Source organism: Fibrobacter sp. UWT2 (assembly GCF_900142545.1).
Taxonomy (GTDB): domain Bacteria; phylum Fibrobacterota; class Fibrobacteria; order Fibrobacterales; family Fibrobacteraceae; genus Fibrobacter.
Genome location: NZ_FRBF01000010.1, coordinates 86,621 through 106,128 on the forward strand (window position 1 = coordinate 86,621; position 19,508 = coordinate 106,128).

Below are 19,508 nucleotides of genomic sequence, written 5' to 3' on the forward strand. Positions count from 1 at the left end.
TAATCTAAATTTTATAAAAAAGTTTTATTGTAATATTTTTATTCGTTTGTAAAAGATGTTTTGTGTTTACGTTCACATCCCTTTTTGCCGCCATATTTGCGATTATTGCGATTTTCGCGTAATGCCCTCGCAGTCGAGGCTTTTTGGCGAATACGCGGATTTGTTGTGTAAGCAAATTGTATGTTTTAAAAATAGGCATCCGGGGCTGCTTTCGACCGCGGAAACCCTTTATTTGGGCGGGGGGACGCCTTCGGAATTACCGCCGGAATTTTTGGAGAAAATTTTGGGCTGCCTTCAGTCGGTAGGGGTGGATTCTTCGAAATTGAAAGAATTTTCCATGGAATTCAACCCGGAATCGACAAATAAGGCTACGCTGCAAAACGCATTGGATTTTGGCGTCAATCGCGTCAGTCTCGGCCTCCAGAGCTTCGATCCTGAAATTCTGAAGACCGTTGGCCGATCCCATTCGGTAGAAATGGGAGTGGCGGCCCTGGAACTTTTGACTTCTACGCCGAATTTGCAGGTAAATGCGGACTTGATGTTCGATTTGCCGGGGCAGACTGTTGAAGGTTTTTTGGCTGATGTGGACAGGCTTTCGGACTATCCGCTGAATCACGTGAGTTTTTACGGTTTGAACGTTTCTCCCCGCTCTAGACTCGGGCACCGGGTGGCTCGCGGGGAACTTGCGGTAAACGAGGACTTGTACGAAGCGATGTACATAGGGGGCGTAGAAATCCTGGAGGGCAAGGGACTCATGCGTTACGAGGTTTCGAACTTTGCCCGACCTGGTTTTGAAAGCGCCCACAACCAAAATTACTGGAATCGGGGCGAATATGCCGGTTTTGGACCAGGCGCCCACAGCTATTTGCGTGGAATTCGCTATTATGCTCCTGAAATTTACCCCCGTTGGCGGGAATATGTGCAGTCGGACTGCCCGGAATCCATGCTTTCTCTGGATAAGCTGGATAGGGAAGCTGCCATTATGGAGTTCCTGTGGCTTTCGCTACGTCAATCTAGAGGAATTTGTTCTGAAGACCTCAAAAAAATGGGAATTTCTTTGGATAAATCGGTGTGTGAACGCTGGATTTCGAAGGGCTTTCTAAAGCACGAAAATCTGTCAAATTTATTACAACGTAAATCTTGCTTGCGCCTTGAAGGACGCGGCTGGATTTTTATGGACGACATCGTTACAGACCTTGCAAATACTTATTCCAACTTGGAATAATCAAATTCGGAAATATCCTGCGATTCGTGTCACAACGTAAATTTTTGTTGTCCGTTTTCTGAAAAAAAATCATATCTTTGGAAAGGATAGTTTGCAAAGAAATGTTTGCAGAAATCGGTCGCTTTTATTGAGGTTGTAATGCGTTTCCTTAAAGGTCATTTTCTTTCGGTTGCTTGGCTGTCGATGCTTTGTCTTTCGACAGGCTCTTTTGCTGATGACTTGATTCGTTGTGTAGACGAAAAGACCTTGGAAACGCTGGAATCAGAAGATCCTTGCAAGTTCTACCGAATCAACGATGGCCGTACGGCTAGCCTCTGGGTTGTTCCTGAAGGTGAAGATCCTAAGGATAAATCCCTTGCCGTTCCAGGTGCCGAGTTTTTTGTGTATGCTCCGCAGGAACAGAAACTCGATTCCATAAAGCTCCGACTCAAATCCGATGATTCCGAAGTCAAGAACCTTACGGCGGTGACAGCGGCCGATGATGGCTTGGTAAAGATCGGTGTCTCGAGCCCTTATGGAGTGTACAACATTAACTTGGGTACATCGGACGACGATGTGGCGACCCGTCCGATTGTAAGCATTGTCTATAACTTTTACGTGCCCCGCCTTAAGTACATCGTCAAAGGCGAAGAAGTGACCGACGTGTCCAAACTTCAGTACGAAGTGGGCGATACCATGCATGTCGATGTAGAGGCGATTATTCCGATGGGCCCCAAAAAAGGCCTCGTTGATTCCGGCCTTACGAAGACGTTCTATTTTGCACCCTCTGGCGAAAGCGAAAACCTGAAGTTCCTGAGCGCAGGCGGACAAGACTTGAAGCTTTCTGATGAAACCATCCGCTTGGATATTATCGACGGCCGTGGCAAGTTCATGATCGTTGCGCCCAAGGCCATCACCGATGGTTCCGGCTTTAGCATGAACGCTTACAAGAACCCCAGGGACACGACTGAGTTTATTTTGACGGAACCGTTCCCGGGAAAATACCAGTTTACAAACCCCGACATGCCGACTCTTGATAATGCCGCCATTTACGATCGCGATGGCGATGGCATTGGTGACAGCATTGCGACCTGGTTCGGCGGTAAGACCGATTCCATGTCGGTGGATTCGTTCTTCTACAGCTGGCCGGATGACAAGTCCTTCAAGGAATTCGCTGGCGATAAAACGCGCGATGGCGATGTGTATGGACTTCCCGGAGTGAAGGTTGAACTGCAGACCGATTCTGCAACGGGTGCGGTCAAGGCTTATGTGTGCTCGGTCGGTAACCGCTGCGACTGGTTGAAGACTTCTCTGGCCGACAGTATCGGTGCCGCTATTCAATCGGCGACGCTGCTCAAGGGCGGCGATGGAACGGATACCATGATTGTCCGCTTCAACAAGGAGATGGACCCGTCCTGGACGAGCGGTCTTGGCTTGCTGCTCAACAGCAATCCGATTGATGTGAATGCGATTTCCAAGAAGGGGAACCAGTGGGTGTTCACGGTGGAATCCGGTGTCGTGTCGGTTGGCGACATGCTCAAGATTTCGACGATCTGCTCCAGCAAGGATTGCCCCGATGGAATCCTCACGGCTGCCGACGGCGTTCCGACAAGTGCGAACAACCAGGAAGTGCCGGTGCAGAATGCGGGCCGTATCTACGTGGACAACGACAAGAACGGCTTCTATGACCGCGACGGTGATGGCCGCATGGATTCCACCTCGCTTGGCTTTGAAACTCCCATTACCGAAGACGACCTCAAGAAGATGGACATTGCCTTCTACTGGCTCGATAACGATGGCGAACTCGTTGCCATCAAGCCGAACCTTGCGGACCTTACGATTTCGTCTGACGGCACGCTGCTTGGCTTTGCACTTGATCCTGAAAAGTACGATGTCAAGAATATGCTGACAGGAATTGACAAGTCCTATTCGAAGGGTGGCAAGATTGAATATGGCTACGCCGTCGTCAAGAATACGATTACCGTCGAGGGCAAGAGCATCGAAGATCCGGATTCCTTGTACGGTATGAACGACTACATGGCTCCGGTGATTTCTTCCACGTTCCTGAATCCGGAATCGTTCCAGATGATGGAACCGGATAAGTTCAAGATTACCTTCTCCGAAGCCATGGACAAGAAGAACGTGAATCTCACGGATGATTGCCTCGCCTTCTATGTAGACGGGGAATGGGTTCACTACAGCTTGACTTCTGCAGAATGGAACGAAAAAGGTACCGAGCTTACGTTGTACATGGAAGCGGGTTTGGATCTCGCTACTCGCATGAACCCGGCGGACTCCGTACGCTTTGACAACTTTACTAGCGGTCTTGTGGACAAGAAGGGCAACAAGGTTTCTGAAAAGTCGCCGGCCGTCATGGTTGAAGGCGATCCCCGCGTCATTATGAAGACCAATTCCTTTGCAGACTTGAACAAGGCCGAAGAACTGAGCGACCGCGTAAAGCCTTTCACAATCGAACACGTGAAAGAAGCCAAGGAAGCGTCTGACCAGTCTTCTCTGGGCGTGCTCATGGATATCGGTTATTCTACCATTATGGCGAAGGATTCTACGGGTGACGTGGTGCCGAATATGGAAGATATCGGACTTCACTGGGAACTCTATGTGTACACCAACATCGGTAACTATGTGGGTGGCGCTTCGGGCAGCATCGCTTGCGATGATCCGTTCTTTGACGGCAACTGCCTTGAAAATCCGGACAAGCTCTACGTTCGCTGGAACATGCGCGCCGACAATGGCCGCAAGGTGGGCGCCGGAATCTATCTCGCAAAATTCAGAGTAAAAGTTTACGGAGCTAAAGAAGACTTTAAGGTTGAAAGAATCTTTAGATGGGGCATTTCTGCAAAGAGATCCAAGTAAAGGTTCTTTTAGAGGGTACGAACATGAGAAATACGATTAAATTCATACCGATGCTTTTGTTGTCTGCGGTGGCATGCTTTGCCGCGGACATTGAAATTCCCGCCCCGGAAAACCCGGCGACGGGTATTTGGATTCAGCAGATTGGCGATATCGTGCCCCATGCTGCGACCAAGGCGACTCTGTACTATACCAAGTTCAGAGAAAAAGATCGTGTTAAAAGTATTAGTTACCAGTACAATGGCGCTGGCTACCTGTTGATGAAACCTTCGGACCGAAAGACTTTGTGTACGACAGATGATGGTATGCAGGGTGCCGACGGTATTGTTCACCACACCGATGGCGATTTGTTGGTGGCGGCTCAGGGTACGCCTATTCACAAGATTAGTAAGACCGCCAAGGATAGTGGTCGCGTTTGCTTGGTCAGGACTGCTCAACCAACCCAGAGTACCAATGGTTTTTGGCATTTGATGATGGACCCGAAGGAACCTTGGCTGTGGGCTTCAGGCATTCCGGGACATTTGTATCGTTTCTCGACGGCTACGGATGCGGCGACATCGAATCTTTCCAATGGGTATTACGTGAAGTTAAGACCGAATTTCGAAAGATCCGGTAACGACCAGTTGACGACTGTTATTTGGGATGGCGAAGGTCGAGCCTTCTTTACCTATTCGGACTACAAGGGCGGTGGTTGCGAAAAGTACGACTACGGTAAAAATGATTACGGCGAATGCACGGAATCTGAACGCAAAAAAGAAAACAAGAAAGCCTATTTCGGTGTGTTTACCGATACGACCTGGGTAGATGTTACTAAGCAAAATCAAAAAGACGTAGGTGGAAAGGTTGGTGACAAGGTCATTCAATCTGTCGGAACCAAGATTTTGATCGATGGCTTGGAAGGTGCTCACGGTGGTACCTACGATACCTATTCCAAGACCATCTTCGTGTTCGGCGGTGCTCGCATTGTGCAGATTAGACCCCATGTCAACGGGAAGAATGTTACTGCCGAAGTCGTGGCGACGATTGACTTGCGTAAGTACTTCTTTGTGGAATCCTATGCGAACATGCCGGAACCGAGAACCTGGGATGGCGGCCCCGTGGGTTGGCGATTGGACCAGGGTACAACGGATGGCTACGGACATCTTTTTGTGGCGTCCAATACGGGTCACATGGTCTTTGTGGACTTTGCGGCGAATCCGGAAAAGCTAATTAACGATAACGTGTTGATCCATGTGCAGTACGTCGACAAGTATCTTGATGATTTGGCTCCTCTTTCGGGCGTGGGTGTGATTCGCGAAGGCGGTCATTCTGGAGGCGACGAAGAATTGTCTAGCAGCTCTCAGAGCAGCTCTTCGCTGGTGGAATATCATGAATCTTCCAGCAGTGCAAAGTCTAGCAGCAGCAATGGCAATGGTGGCAGCTCCAATAGCAATGGTAGTTCCAGCAGCGGAACCAGCATGAGTTCTGCCGGTAATGGCAACAGTTCCGGTGGTGATGCTTCTAGCTCCGGTAGCAATAGCGGAAGTTCTAACAGCAACGGTGGTAGCTCCAACAGCAATGGTGGCAGCTCCAATAGTAACGGCTCTAGCTCTGATAGTAATGGCGGCAACAGTTCCGGTAACGAAAACGGTAGCAGCGGTAATGACGGCACCAGCAGCGCAGGCGATTCTAACATGAGTTCCGGCGGCAATGGCGGCCACTCCAGCAGCAACAGCAACGGAGGAAATTCTTCGAGTGGTGGAAATGGCAACGGCGAAGATGAAGGCGGCAAGTCTTCTTCGAGCAAGAACCATGGTAGCGGCGAAGATGAAGGTGATTATTCCAGTTCTTCTAATAAGTACTACGGCGTTGAAGACGAAGATGATGACGATGACGATGGTCTCGACATGTATCCGACTATGGAACGCTTCGAAAAGGGCGACTCCATTGTCTCGAAGACGGTTGTGCTTGCTCCGACAGATCCGAATCCGGATGACCCGAATGTGGTTGTAATCAACGGCAACAGCTACAAGTTGACCAATAGTCCGGTAAGCGATACCTTGGATTTGCATTACAATTCCGGCCTAGATTCCGCCAAGGTGGGCGACGTTGTCGCTATCACGTTGGATCCGGATAAGGTGAAGAAGTATTTTGGCGATCCGGATTCCTTGAAAATTGTGTCCAGGACAGATGTCCAGTTGATTGACCCTGCGACGGGTGAAAAGACGGATTACCTCGAAGTGAATGCTGATGGTTCCGTTACTATCTTCGTGACTGCCGACAAGGTGGTACAGGGTGGTTCCATCAAGGTGTTCGGCGGTAATGAAATGGTCATTATCGATAACATCAACTTCTACGATCCAATCCCGGACACCTATATCGGTTACATCAAGGATACCGATGGCGACATGTCTTTGGATTATGTAGAAATCCTCTTGAAGGATTCGCTGCCCGAGAGCTACGTGTTGGATGGTGTCCAGCTTGTTATTGACGGCAAGGTTTATGATTGCGTGAATCCTGAGCTGAATACGGCTCGTGACCGCATTTATGTGGATAAACTTTCTGAATACCTGGTGCTTCCGCCGGTTGGTGAATTCCCGAAGGATGCCAAGGCTCTGGTGTCTTATCGCGACAAGGCTGGTTCCGATGCGGCTTACGTGCGTGAATCCCCGATTGTGGAAGTGGGTAGCAATGTCATCAAGGATGCCTATGCAATTCGCAGCGTAAACGGAATGGACTCCCTCTTCTTGCAGTACAATATCGACCTATTCCCGGTTGACGTCAGCATTCCTGAAATGATGGTGATGCTTAAGCAGGATGCGGAACGCTATGGATTCGATGTGGACCAGATCAAGAAGGTTTACATGCCGGCTAAGGATATCGTGATCTTTGTGGGCAAGAGCTTCAAGCTGAAGGGTGACTACAAGGATAGTGTGTCGCTGTATCCGGGTGCAACCTTCACGAACCTGCCTTACATTACTTCTGACGAATACGAACGCGAAGTGCCCGTCAAGGTGGTCGACAGGTTCCCGCAGGTCCAGAATGTGGAATACTGGGATACCGATGGCGATGGTGTTCTTGACCAGATCGTGGCCGTGTTTGACAAGAAGTTGACGAAGGACGATATCGACAGTACTCTCTATATGACGTTCCCGTGGTACAGCTATCGCGGTATGATGATTCAGCTGCAAGCTCAGCCGGCTGATCTGAGGATTGACCCGAAGGATTCGACCCGCGTTATTTGGGAAGTGTTTGCCACAACGAGACTTGCCTCGGGTGTGACAAGCATTAGCGAAGACCTGCCGCAGGCCAATATCTATACCTACTACAAGATCTTCGGTGAAACCTTCGTGAACGAAGATGTCGCTCCGCTGGTCGACAAGATGGCTCCTGTGGTGGCTAGCGCTACGCTGGATTATGGCAAGAAGGCTGACACGCTTTTGGTGGTGTTCTCTGAACCGATTCATTCCAAGGACCTCAAGGGAGTGGATTACTTCTCTTACGTCCATGGTGAAGAGGTGATTGAACTGAATCCCACGAGAATCGACTGGTCTGCAGACGGCCTTTCCGCAAAGCTGGTGTTTAACGGTAGCGATGGTACGATTATGCCGGGTGACTCCATTATGGTGCGCAAGGGTGCCAAGGATGCCATCAAGGATAACTATGATAACATCGCCGGCGAAAATCCGCAGTCGGTCATTATCGGCGGCCTGTTGAACCACTTGGTTGAAGCGACGACCATGGGTAGCTTTGACTTGAACGATGATACTCCGAGGGAAGATGCTGATGGCAAGACGTATACCTTGCAGACCGTAAGCTCTGTGAACCTGCGCTATATGCCGGGCTCGACCACCAAGGAAGATATGGAAAAAGAAGGTGCCCTTGGTCAGTTGGTGCAGCTGGGCGAGCGCTTTGTGCCGCAGCTCCTGGACCGTGCGCAGGTTTCTGCCGATGGATCTTACGATCCGACGGTGCTTGATTCCTTGAAGCCCGAAGATGTGTATATCTCGTTCATTGTGAACTACTTCGATCACTTGGGCCAGTACGTGAACGACACCATTATCACGGTGCCTTGTAATAGCCCGAAGTTCGGCGGCAACTGCCTTGAAACCGACAAGAAGGTCTTTGTGAACTGGAACTTCAAGGATCACAAGGGACGCTTCGTGGGAACCGGCGTTTACAACGTTCAGTTCAAGATGGTGGTCCGTTACGAAGACAAGAAGATTGTCGAAGAAATCAAGGACAAGTGGGGCGTCCGCCGCAAGAAACACAAAAAGTAGCATTGAGCACGGGCTTCGCCCTTTGAGCGGTGAGCCCGGGTGCAAAGCACCCTGTGGGTAGAATATGAAAAAACATTCGGCGGTAGCTGAATGTTTTTTTTGTCTCAAAGCCCAAAGTTCCCGAAGGGAGCGAGCTCGTAGCTCATATCTGTTATTTGTTGATTTTAGTCAGCTTGTGGAAAAGGGGTCCAGGGGGCGGAGCCCCATGCGTCTAGGGCTGCCATTACTTATTAATGGCGGCCAGGAAGGCGTCCTTCTTGTCCTGCAAGAATTCCTTGCTGTTGTACTTACGGATGCGGCGGAGAGCCTGGTCGCGCAACTGACGGACACGTTCGTGAGAGATGTTCATGGATTCGCCCACTTCGCGAAGCGTCTGCGGAGCTTCCTGGTTGATACCGAAGATGCCGGTAATCACCTTGGCTTCGCGTTCCGGAAGCTGTTCCATGAGGTCGCGAGCCAAAGCTTCGACGCTCTGGATTTCGGATTCGTTTTCCGGGTTCGTTGCGGTACCGTCGGGGAGCACTTCGGCGTAGGTTGCCTTGGAGTCTGCCTTGAGCGGGCTGTCAAACGAAACGCCGCGCTGACCGATCTGGATAAGTTCGCGGATTTCTTCGTTGATTTCCTTACCGCGGCTCTGTTCGTGCAAAGCCTTACGCACGCGGAGGTGCTGGTTAGCCGGCAAGCGAATCAGGTTGCCCTGTTCGTTGATGGCGCGGGTAATGTAAGCCTTGATCCACCACACGCCGTAACTAATGAACTTAAGACCACGGGTATGTTCAAAGGATTCGATAGCACGTACAAGACCCATAGCGCCTTCGCTCACCAAGTCCGGCAGCGGAATCGGGCAACCACGGTATTGAATAGCGACTTTCAAAACAAAACGCATGTTTGCAGAAATAAGCTTCTTACGGGCGATCTTGTCGCCTTCTTTAGCTTTCTGGAACAGAATCTGCTCTTCTTCACGAGAGAGGGGAGCGGTGCGTCTAATATCTTCGAGGTAACGTTTTAGAGTAGTATCAGTAGAATCAATATGCATTTTATAACCTTACATCCTTAATATCGCTTTTTTTAAAGCAAGATGCGTGCCAAAAGTGTAAAAAAATTGCAAAGTGTATCAAATTTCCCGTATATTGTCACACTTTCGTGAATTCTGTCTCTAAATTTAGAAAAATTGTCTTTGATTTTCAACTATTGTCGTGATTTTATGACAAATCCGGCGCTTGGCGTGAAATCCCCATAGGCGTAGCGTTTGCGAATTTGTTTTCAATATTTTCGTATATTTTACACGCTATGTCTATTAAAGAACCTGATCAGTCTGTCTGGAACAGATTTTGGCAACAGAAGAACGATATGGACAAGGTTTACCCTTCGTCCCCGTCCGTGTTGAATACGATTAAGAAGAATTTTAAGCTCGAAGGCCTGAAGGTTTTGGAGGTTGGCGCCGGTACCGGTCGCGATAGTGCCGAACTTGCTCGCTTGGGTGCCGATGTCTACGTGCTCGATTACGCTGAAAATAGTTTGAAGATTGTAGATGCCATTCGAGCCAAAGACAACCTTTACGACAATTTGAAGTTGGTCCGTGGCGATGCCTTCAAGGCGCCGTTCCCGGATTGCACTTTTGACCTGGTGTTCCATCAGGGTCTGGCCGAACACTTCAAGGATTCGCTCCCGCTGATCAAGGAAAACTACCGCATCTTGAAGCATGGCGGTCATTGTCTGTGCGATGTGCCGCAGACGGTTCACCCTTACACCGTCATCAAACATATTCTAATTGCGATGGACAAGTGGTTTGCCGGTTGGGAAAAGCAGTTCACTATGCCGCAGCTCAAGAAGCTCATGACTGATGCAGGCTTTGAATGTGTTTACCAGTATGGCGACTGGATGCGCCCGAACCTGTTCTACCGCATCTTGCGCGAAGTGGGTTTCAAGGTGGGCGTGGAGTTGCCGAAGTATCCGCTGCAGGGGACTGCTTACCAGAAGGCCAAGGACGCAATTCTGGACGCACTCGAAAACAATTCGCTTATGCACTACACGCAGTTGTGCATTGGAGTCTTGGGCAAGAAGCCCTAGCCGATGAACATCCTTGTCGTAAATTATCGCGATCGGTTGCACCCCGCCGCGGGAGGCGCCGAGAAACACTTACACCGCATTTTTTCTCTGATTGCAGAAGCGGGACACCAGGTGGTGCTCCTGACGACTGCCTTTGCTGGCTGTAAGGAACGCGAAGTCGTCGATGGCATCCAGGTGGTGCGCAAGGGTGGCGACCTGCTGTTCCAGCTCACGGTGGCGATGAATATCCGCAAGCTGGATCGCGAGTTTAATTTTGACTTGGTGGTCGAAGACCTGAATAAGCTTCCTCTGTTCACTCCCTTCTTAATCAAGAAACCGGTGGTGGTGCAAATGCATCACTTGTGGCGTGGCTCGATTTTCCACGAGGCCTCGTTCCCGGTCGCTTTTGTGGTGTGGGCTTTTGAACGGATGATTCCCTGGTTCTATCGCAAGCAGCCGTTTGTGGTGGTGAGCCCAAGTACCAAGCGAGAATTGGAAGAAATCGGAATTGCCGAAGACCGCATCTCGGTTATTTACAACGGCTCCGATGATGATGTTGCTGCATCTGTTCCTGATGTTGCTCCGGTTGAAGAAGAATCTTCTGTACCTTACTTCTTGTGGCTGTCGCGTGTGCATCGCTACAAGGGGATTTGGACGGCGCTTCAGGCGTTTGAAGAATTTGCCGAGAACCATCCGGATGTAAAGCTGGTGGTGGCGGGTGACGGTCCGCTTCTGAAAAAGATTCCCGCCTGGCTTAAGGAACGGGGACTCGAAGAACACGTTGAACTTTTGGGGTTTGTTTCGTCTGAGAAGAAAAAGAAACTGCTTGCACATGCGGTGGCACTTTTGCAGACGAGTTTCAAGGAAGGCTGGGGCTTGACTGTCGTCGAGGCTGCTAAGCACGGAACGACGACGATTGCCAGCGATGTGCCTGGGCTCAGGGACAGTGTGCGAAATGGTGAAACGGGACTTTTGTTCCCGGTGGGAGATGCACACACTTGTGCCATGGAAATGGATAGGCTTTATAGCGATGACGACCTGCGTACGAGACTTTCGCAGGCAGCCAAAAGCTATGCGGGGGAATTCCGTTGGGACTGCGCTGCGGAACAGACTCTTGACTTGATTCAAGAGGCTATTATCCAGCGTCAGGTAGGGGGAGGAGATGAGTAAAATAGATGGTCGACTGAAGTCGGCTCTGATTTTTTGTTTGAAGCTGGTGGTGACGATTGTTCCCGCCTACTTTGTGTACCGAAACATCGTGATGGCTCCGGACTGGAGCGTTGACGATTTGTATCGTCTGTTCAGTACGCATAGCGTTTGGCCTTTGATTGTTGCACTTTTGTGTCTGGGTCTTTCGAATTTTACGGCGTGCTTGCAGTGGAAGCTTTTGCTTGAAAAGCAGAACGTGAAACTCGGTTACGGACATTTGCTCAAGCTTTATTATGTGGGCTTGTTCTTTAATAACTTTATGCCGGGTAACGTGGGCGGCGATGCCAAGAAGATTTACGATATCCGTATGCAGGGTGGTCAGGATACGGTTGGCGCCGGACTTACGGCAACCTTCTTTGACCGCCTTTACGGGCTGTTCTTTATTACGCTGTTTGCGCTTGCGATGGGCCTTCTGTTCTTTATGCACGACGAAGCGCAGCGTTCGTTCATGTGGCCGTCGGTGTGGATTTTCCTCGGCTTCTGTGCGCTGTTTGCCGCTCTTTGCAGCCGTAGACTCGGTCGCCTGTTGTGCAAAATCTTGACGAAGGTTTTCCCGAAAAAAATTAACGAGCGCTTGATACATATGTTCGAACGTTTCCAGCATTTCCGCTCGGTCAAGTTGTTCGCTTCTATCAATTTGCTTTCGGCGGTGACTCAGGGCCTTCGAATCTTGGTTCATTATTTTTGCGGAATCGCGGTCGGTGTCGACCTCTCGATTTCGTGGTACTTCTATTACATTCCGCTGGTTGCGATCGTGAGTGCGCTCCCGATTTCGATTGGTGGCTTTGGTCCGCGTGAACTTTTGGCGCAGTCGCTTTTTGCTCGTGCCGGAGTGCCGGGGCTTGAATCGGTGGTGATTCAGTTGCTTGCTTACTTTGTGAGCTTGTTGCTGAGCCTGTTCGGTGCATTTGTGTTTTTGCTTGGAGGGTCGCCTGTGGCGAACGCTCCTGCGAAAGACTTGGCAACTGAAGGCGAACCGAAATAATTCGACGGCGTAGGCCTTGAACAGACGTTGGGGCGTGCGTCGGTTTTTAGATAGCGGTGGCGATTTACATGTACTTCGCCCCATTCCATAAGAGGCGTTATGGACGCCGAAGAAATCCTGAAAGGGTTGAATTCTGACCAGCGTGCGGCGGTGCTGCACGACCATGAAAAAGGTGCGCAACTTTTGATTCTGGCGGGTGCCGGCTCGGGCAAGACTTCCGTCTTGACCAAGCGAATCCAGTACAGGATTCTTTGCGGTGTAGAACCCGAAAAAATCCTAGCGCTGACCTTCACCGCAAAGGCCGCCGCCGAGATGCGGGAACGCGTGCAGAAGTTGTTCCCGAATGCGGGCGTGCGGCTGTGTACGTTCCATTCGCTGGCGCTGTACATGCTGAAGTGTAATGTGCCGAATGGTGCGGGCGGTGAGTGCCCAGCTTATGAACTTTTGGGTTTCAAGAAAATGCCTGTGCCGACGGAATCGTCGGAGCGTGAATTTTCGCAGGCGCTGTCGAAACTCAAGTTGAAAGTCAAGGTGTCGCGGGAGAACCTGTTTTCGGATTGCTACGGTGCAGCGGTGTCGGCGAAGTTGCAACCGCTTCGCGAGGCGGTTTTGGAATCGGGACAAGTCGTATTCGAAGACTTGATTTATTCGGCGATTCAATTGCTTGAAACCAACGAGGTGGCGCGGGATTATTTTCGCGAACAGTGGAAAGAGATTTTGGTGGACGAGTACCAAGATATCAACCCGTCGCAGTACCGCTTGGTAAAGGGACTGCTCGGCGAACGAAAGCAATTGTTTGTCGTGGGCGATGACGACCAGGCCATATACGGATTCCGCGGTGCCGACATCGGAAACATCGAGCGCTTTTGCGAAGACTTCAAGGAAAGCACGCAAATTCGATTGGAATGGAATTATCGTTCGGTACCGAATGTGCTGTACTTGGCGAATGACATTTTCAAGAACAAGCCGATTCACTTGCGCAAGATGCTGCGTGCAGGAAACCTGAAAGGGTCCGGCGGAAATCCGCTCTATAAGGAAAATCGCAAACCCGAAATTTGGGTGTCCGATAATCCTGTCGAAGAAATCCAGAAGATTGTCGTGTCCATCAAAGAACTTCGTGAAGGTTACGACCTTGCCTGGAAAAATTTTGCGATTCTCGTTCGCTACAACCGGCAGCGCCTTTACTACGAGCAAGCTCTTCGCGACTATGGAATTCCTATTGCTGGCGATGTGGTGACGGAGGCGGGGGAGTCTTCGCCCGAGGTAACTATTGAAGACGGCGTGCATATCGAAACGGTGCATGCCTCCAAGGGGCTCCAGTATGCGGTGGTGTATTATGCGGGCTTATGTGAAAAACTCACTCCCGGAGAATGTACCGGCGACCGCAAGGCCCGTAAAAAGCAACTGGACGAGGAACGTAGGCTTTACTACGTCGGGGTGACCCGTGCCGAGGCGTGCCTATTTTTGTTATATTGCAAGCGTAGATTCTGGAAAGGCCGGTTGCGTCGTTTTAGGCGCTCAAGGTTTTTGCCTAAGGAATCAAAAAATTATTCGGTAGCGTTTATGCCTGTAATCTTGTTTAAAATCTATGTCGCGGTGTCGGTGCTGGGGTATATGCTGTTTTATATCCTCACACTTCCGTTTACCAAGCCCTATTACGGAAAAAATTTTGACGCATGGCTTGATCGTAAGATTCAGGATTTTTCAAGATTCTGCATGAAGGTGCTGCGTGTCGATTTGACGATTGAAGACCAGGCTCAGCTCGGTAAAGTTGATTGGAGTCGCCCGGTGTTCATTGTCGGGAACCACAATTCGTTTGCCGATATTCCGATTGTATTTCTGGCTCTCCAGAAGACGGTCGGTTTTGTGGCAAAGCAGTCTCTCGCTCGCATTCCGTTCCTGAATTTCTGGATGCATAAGATCGGTTGCATTCTGGTGAATCGCGAAAAGGGTGGTGCCGCAAAGGCTGTCCGTGATGCGATTGCAAAAAGAGGCAAGTCGGTGCGTGTGTTTATTTTCCCTGAAGGAACCCGCAGTAAGACGGGTGCGCTCGGCTCTTTCAAGAGCGGTGTGTTCCGCTTTGCCTGCGAAAACGATGCCTTTATGCTGCCGATTGTCATTAAGGGCTCTGGCCCTGTGTGGGAACGCCGTAAAGATACCAAGCGCTGCAAGGTGAACGTGAAGGTGCTGGCGCCGATCGATGTTCTGGAGTGCCGCAAGGAAAACGAAAAGTTCGACCCTAAGGTTCACATGCTCCCCATGGTCCACAAGATGATGGAGGAAGCCCTGTGATAGGCGTTTTCGACTCGGGTTTTGGTGGCCTGACGATCTTAAAGAACCTGCAGAAGGCTCTTCCGCAGTACGACTACCTTTACCTGGGTGATAACGCTCGTGCTCCTTATGGCTCCCGCAGCTTCGAGACGATTTTTCGCTATACGTTGCAGGCCGTGCGTGAACTGTTCAGCCGCGGCTGCCCCCTGGTGATTCTGGCGTGTAATACGGCATCTGCCAAGGCGCTCCGTAGCATCCAGCAGGACGTGCTCCCGTATGAATTCCCCGATAAGCGCGTGCTTGGCATTGTGCGACCCACCGCCGAAGAAATCGGCAAGTTCAGCAAGTCCGGCCATATCGGCATTTTCGGTACGGCAGGTACGGTGTCTTCGGGGAGTTACCTGATTGAAATCAACCATTTCTTCCCGGACCTTAAGGTGACGCAGCATGCCTGCCCCATGTGGGTGCCTCTGGTCGAATACGGCGAACGTGAATCCGAAGGGGCGAAGTTCTTTGTAAAGAAGGACGTGGATGCCCTTTTGAAGGAAGATCCGGAAATCGATACGCTTCTGCTGGCCTGTACCCATTATCCGCTTCTGGAAGGGGCTATACGTGCCGCCCTCCCCGAAAAGGTGAAGCTGGTGTTCCAGGGCGACATCGTTTCCGAAAAGACGGTGGACTACCTGAAACGTCATCCGGAAATGGAATGCCGTCTTACAAAAAATGGAAAAACCCGGTTTTTGACGACCGATACCGCGAAATTCTTCGAAAAAGGGGCCTCTCTCTTTGGAATGACCGGTTTTTCGGCGGAATCAATTACCTTTTAGCTTATAAATTTGTATCTTGCATATTGAAAATAAGCAACGGACTGCCACAAGTAGTCCGATTGTAAGATTTATATAAAAAGGGGACTCCGGGCCTAAAGTTCGGGGTTCCCAAAGTTTAACCTAACTAGAGTGGATGACAAATGCCTAAAACACAGATCAATCTCGAAGGTTGGCAGGACTACCGCGGTAACGCAGCCGGTAGCTTGCTCTACGTCGAAACCAGCCACCAGTCCGAAATGCCGGTCCGCGACCAGCTCAACGAAAACGGCAAGGGTTTTCTTTACGAACCCAACTACGAAACCAGCACCTATGGCCTGATGAGCTGCTATAACGTGAAGGCGATCAACGCAATCCTCAAGGCAAAGAGCCGCTATATTCTGTTTGGCACCCGTTACGAAGGCTTGAGCGATTCCGAACTCCGCAACAAGTACTTGATTATGGGTTACATGCGCGTCGACAAGATCAAGGACGTGCGTACCCGCCACATCCAGCGCTACATGGCTAATCCGGAACTCCAGGAACCGGAATGCATGCAGATGGAACACAACTGGGCTGTTTATGGCCCGATGCGTTTCGTTTCGATGAACGACGCCTTCGTGGTCACCGACGAAATCCTCAAGGAATGGGGCTATCGCGGTCACGCATCTCGCCAGCTTAAGGCCGTGTTCAAGAAGGAACATCTGGAACAGATTCTTTCTTACCTTGATTCCAAGGAAGACAAGATCGACGAATACATCGCTACGGTCGATGAATTCAAGGAAGCCTTGGAAGAAGGCTAATTGAGTTGCTAAAGCAAAAAAAAGGCGGGCTAAAGCCCGCTTTTTTTTGTTGAGTAGGAAGAAAAATACTGTCTACTTCCTACTTCTTAATAGCCTTTACGGTTGAGGACTTGGTCTTCACCAAATACATGCCCTGACGGAGGTCGAGACGCAGTGTGCCGTCGGCATTCAGAGCCTGACCCTTGATACCGCTCCACACGAGGTTGCCGTTCAGGTCGAAGACCTTGGCGGGGGCAAAGCGGTCATTGGCCACGAACTTGGGTGCCTTGGTGATACCGCTAGAAGAGCAACCCGTGGCCACAATCTTTGCGATATAGATTCCGGTAGCGTCGCTGTTGAAGTGCAGGGCGGTAGAACCGTTGTCGCCTTCTTTTTCAAGATCCACAGTGGTTTCGCTCCACTTGCCTGCAGCGGCTGTACGGCCATACTGGTAGTCAACCCAGCTGCCACCGTTTGCGGCGCCCACATTCACATAAGCGTTGGAGTTGTCCTGGCTGCGCATGGTAATCACTAGTTCGGTGCAGCTTGCCAGTGCGGCGGCGCCTTCTTCGCTGATGTTCACGAGCTGGCTCTTGTAACCGCAATCGGCCTGGTCGCAACCGGCGAGCGGCACGCTGACATAACCGGTAATGCCGTCGAGTTCGCCGGCTTCGTAGGTGACGGCGCCGAGGTCGTCGTTCATGGCCTGCCAGGTGGAAACGTCGGTGGTCTTGGAGTAGTCGAGAATCACGACGTCTGCAGACGGGGTAATGACCGGTTCTGTGTAGTTCGGGTCGGTGGTTTCGTCTTGGCAGGCGGCGACGGTCGAGGCTGCTGCGGTCTTGGTGAGAACGAGCGTCGTTACCGAGCGTGCAGGGAGCATGTAGCAGCTGGCAATGGTTATGTTCTTGCTCTTGAAACCGTTTTCCTTGGACTGCACGGCGGTTGCGACATTCATGCCGCTGATTGCCGGAGCGTCAAGCTGAATGGCGGTCTTGCCGGTATTGATGACAACCACGGAAACGGAGTCGCCGGAGGGGTTTGCGAAAGCGACCGTCTTGAGGTCATTTTCAGTAGTGGAGGCAGAGATTGCCTTCCAGCCCGGATTCACGAACTTGGAATAGTGACGCATGGCGTGGTATTCAGGGCCGATGACGATTTCGTCCTTCTTGCAGCTGCCCCAGCCTTCGGTGCAAACGCCGATGAGCTGACCGCGGCCTTCGCCCCAGAAGAGTTCCCAAGCGATGTAGCCGCCGAGCTGGCCATCGGTAAAGCCGACCTGCATAATGTGGGCGAGGCCCACCATGTCTTCTTCGCGGGTCTTGTCGAGCATGTTGCAGAACTCGGTCATGATAATGGGTTTGCCCTTGCCGCCGTAGGTGGAGCCGATGGACTTCATGGCCTTGCGGAAGTTTTCGGGAGCGAGGTAGTTATTGCCGGAGTTGTCGTTGCCGTCACCTGCGTGATACAGGTGGTAGGCATAGCCGTCCAGCTTGTTTTCGTCAAGTTCCTTGGCGTACTTTTGGAAGTTGTTATAGCCGATGCCGAGGGGCTCGGGGCCGAGAATCTTCGTGGTGCCCTTCACGGCGTCATAGACCGCATTTAAAGCTTGCTTGTAACCTGCCGCTGTGTCTGTTTCGGTGGGATTGAACAGGGTTTCTTCGTAATCGGCGTTCATGTTCGGTTCATTCTGAATGCTGATGTAGTCGGGTGCGATACCTGCGGCCTTGTATGTTTCGAGACTCTTTTTCCACCAGGCGGCAAAGTCACTGTAGGCGTAAGCACCATAGGCGTCGCCACTGACTTTTTTCAGGGAGTTGTCGGCCGAACTTGAGCCGTCTTTACCGTTCACGCTGCCGCTCGGCTTGAGGTTGCCCGGTGCAGACCAGCTGGACATTTCAATCTTCAAGTGGTTGCCGAGGCGCTGCTTGGCTGCCTGCACGATTTCGATATCGTCTTGGCTGACCTTGGCAGTATCGGCCTGGAGCCAGTTGCCCACGCGCAAAAGAGAAAGGTTGAGGCCCGTAAAGGCTGTATCAAAAAGGGCTTGCTTGTTCTTGTCGGCAAGTGCCGTAATCCAGCTTTGGTAGTAAACGGATCCGCCGCCGAAACCGACAATTTCTTGCTTGGTTGCGGCCGGGTCGACAGTAATGCTTGCTGCAGAAGCGATTGTGGCTGCAGCGAGGGCTGCAGTAGTCAATTTTTTCATCATAACACAACTCCAAATTTTGGTTGAAAATAGCTTTATTTTTCGGTTCTGTTTACCCTTGAATTGTAAAAAAGAAAATGGAAATCCCATATTGTAAGTTTTTGGGTATATTTAAACCTATGAAGGATGAAAACGAATCTGGAATTGTAGAAGAGCGACCGGCTAGACAGATGGTGCGCCCCACAAAGGCTACGGATGATGTGCCTTTGCATTTGGTGTCGGTAAAGCACGAAACGCCGTCGACGTTTAGCTTGGCGGAACCGGGTTCTTGGCCGGTTGTGATGCAGTTTTTTCTTTACCCTAAAACGCTTGCGGGAACTCCATTTTTTATAGTCAGGGCGTTTCTGGTTGTGATGATGGCTTTCTATTCGGTTCAATTGGTGCAGGAAGGGTACGATGCATGGGTGGCGCAGTTCTTGCATTGTTTGAATTTGCCGGTGCATGAAACAGGGCACTTGGTGTTTTCGATTTTCGGGAACCGAGTGTTGCATTCGCTGGGCGGTTCGCTGTTCCAGATTATTATGCCGCTCGTATTCTGCTTTGCATTGTGGATTAAGCCGCGCGATATTTTAGGGGCATCTATTGCGCTTTGGTGGGCGTTCGAAAACTTTATCGATGTGGCCGTGTACATTGATGACGCACTGCATATGAAACTGATGCTCATTAGTGGTGGCACCGGTGCCGAAGCCCCTTACGGATTCCATGACTGGAATTTTATTCTGTCCGAGATGGGATTGTTGCTCAAGTACGATACGATCGCAAATGCCGTCTATACCGCAGGCTATGTGGGAATGTGGCTTTGCGTGCTTTGGGGCGCCTGGAGCTTATTCTACTACTGGTTTTTCCAGCGAAATGACGACTAAATT

The 19,508-nt window shown here is 50.8% G+C and carries 12 protein-coding genes; 10 read left to right on the top strand and 2 right to left on the bottom strand.

The features are described from left to right. Positions 1 to 55 precede the first annotated feature (55 nt). From hemW to BUA40_RS08760, 3 genes are all read left to right on the top strand, one after another. Entirely contained in the window at positions 56 to 1,225 is a 1,170-nt protein-coding gene (gene hemW / locus BUA40_RS08750; RefSeq protein ID WP_072800254.1) for a radical SAM family heme chaperone HemW, read from the top strand. Between the two features lie 138 nt (positions 1,226 to 1,363). Continuing rightward, entirely contained in the window at positions 1,364 to 4,078 is a 2,715-nt protein-coding gene (locus tag BUA40_RS08755) for a hypothetical protein (protein WP_072800255.1), read from the top strand. 23 nt (positions 4,079 to 4,101) lie between these two features. After that, the gene (locus tag BUA40_RS08760; RefSeq protein ID WP_072800256.1) at positions 4,102 to 8,334 is read left to right on the top strand and encodes a hypothetical protein; all 4,233 of its coding nucleotides are present in this window, start codon (positions 4,102 to 4,104) and stop codon (positions 8,332 to 8,334) included. A 223-nt stretch (positions 8,335 to 8,557) separates the two neighbouring features. Here the strand turns inward: BUA40_RS08760 and BUA40_RS08765 are convergent, their stop codons facing one another. Then, positions 8,558 to 9,370: a sigma-70 family RNA polymerase sigma factor gene (locus BUA40_RS08765; RefSeq protein WP_072800257.1), complete on the bottom strand. Its 813-nt coding sequence runs from the start codon at positions 9,368 to 9,370 to the stop codon at positions 8,558 to 8,560. Positions 9,371 to 9,624: 254 nt separating this feature from the next. Here BUA40_RS08765 and BUA40_RS08770 point away from each other — a divergent pair, with 254 nt between their 5' ends. The 6 genes from BUA40_RS08770 (at position 9,625) to BUA40_RS08795 (ending at position 16,454) form a co-directional block, all read left to right on the top strand. Beyond that, a complete protein-coding gene (locus BUA40_RS08770; RefSeq protein WP_072800258.1) occupies positions 9,625 to 10,404 on the top strand; it encodes a class I SAM-dependent methyltransferase in 780 nt (259 codons plus the stop codon). A 3-nt stretch (positions 10,405 to 10,407) separates the two neighbouring features. Then, positions 10,408 to 11,553: a glycosyltransferase family 4 protein gene (locus tag BUA40_RS08775; protein WP_072800259.1), complete on the top strand. Its 1,146-nt coding sequence runs from the start codon at positions 10,408 to 10,410 to the stop codon at positions 11,551 to 11,553. Beyond that, positions 11,546 to 12,577, top strand: a complete 1,032-nt coding sequence (locus tag BUA40_RS08780) for a lysylphosphatidylglycerol synthase transmembrane domain-containing protein (RefSeq protein WP_072800260.1) — start codon at positions 11,546 to 11,548, stop codon at positions 12,575 to 12,577. The genes BUA40_RS08775 and BUA40_RS08780 overlap by 8 nt, the downstream gene beginning before the upstream one ends. A 99-nt stretch (positions 12,578 to 12,676) precedes the next feature. Continuing rightward, the gene (locus tag BUA40_RS08785) at positions 12,677 to 14,869 is read left to right on the top strand and encodes a UvrD-helicase domain-containing protein (RefSeq protein ID WP_072800261.1); all 2,193 of its coding nucleotides are present in this window, start codon (positions 12,677 to 12,679) and stop codon (positions 14,867 to 14,869) included. Continuing rightward, on the top strand, positions 14,866 to 15,675 hold the full coding sequence (gene murI, locus BUA40_RS08790) for a glutamate racemase (RefSeq protein WP_072800262.1): 810 nt from the start codon (positions 14,866 to 14,868) through the stop codon (positions 15,673 to 15,675). The genes BUA40_RS08785 and murI overlap by 4 nt, the downstream gene beginning before the upstream one ends. A 140-nt stretch (positions 15,676 to 15,815) precedes the next feature. Beyond that, the gene (locus BUA40_RS08795) at positions 15,816 to 16,454 is read left to right on the top strand and encodes a hypothetical protein (protein ID WP_072800263.1); all 639 of its coding nucleotides are present in this window, start codon (positions 15,816 to 15,818) and stop codon (positions 16,452 to 16,454) included. A 79-nt stretch (positions 16,455 to 16,533) separates the two neighbouring features. Here the strand turns inward: BUA40_RS08795 and BUA40_RS08800 are convergent, their stop codons facing one another. Then, positions 16,534 to 18,645, bottom strand: coding sequence for a glycoside hydrolase family 30 beta sandwich domain-containing protein (locus BUA40_RS08800; RefSeq protein WP_072800264.1), 2,112 nt, complete (start codon positions 18,643 to 18,645; stop codon positions 16,534 to 16,536). 116 nt (positions 18,646 to 18,761) lie between these two features. Between BUA40_RS08800 and BUA40_RS08805 the strand changes: the two genes are divergently transcribed. Next, a complete protein-coding gene (locus BUA40_RS08805; protein WP_255369261.1) occupies positions 18,762 to 19,505 on the top strand; it encodes a hypothetical protein in 744 nt (247 codons plus the stop codon). Positions 19,506 to 19,508 lie beyond the last annotated feature (3 nt).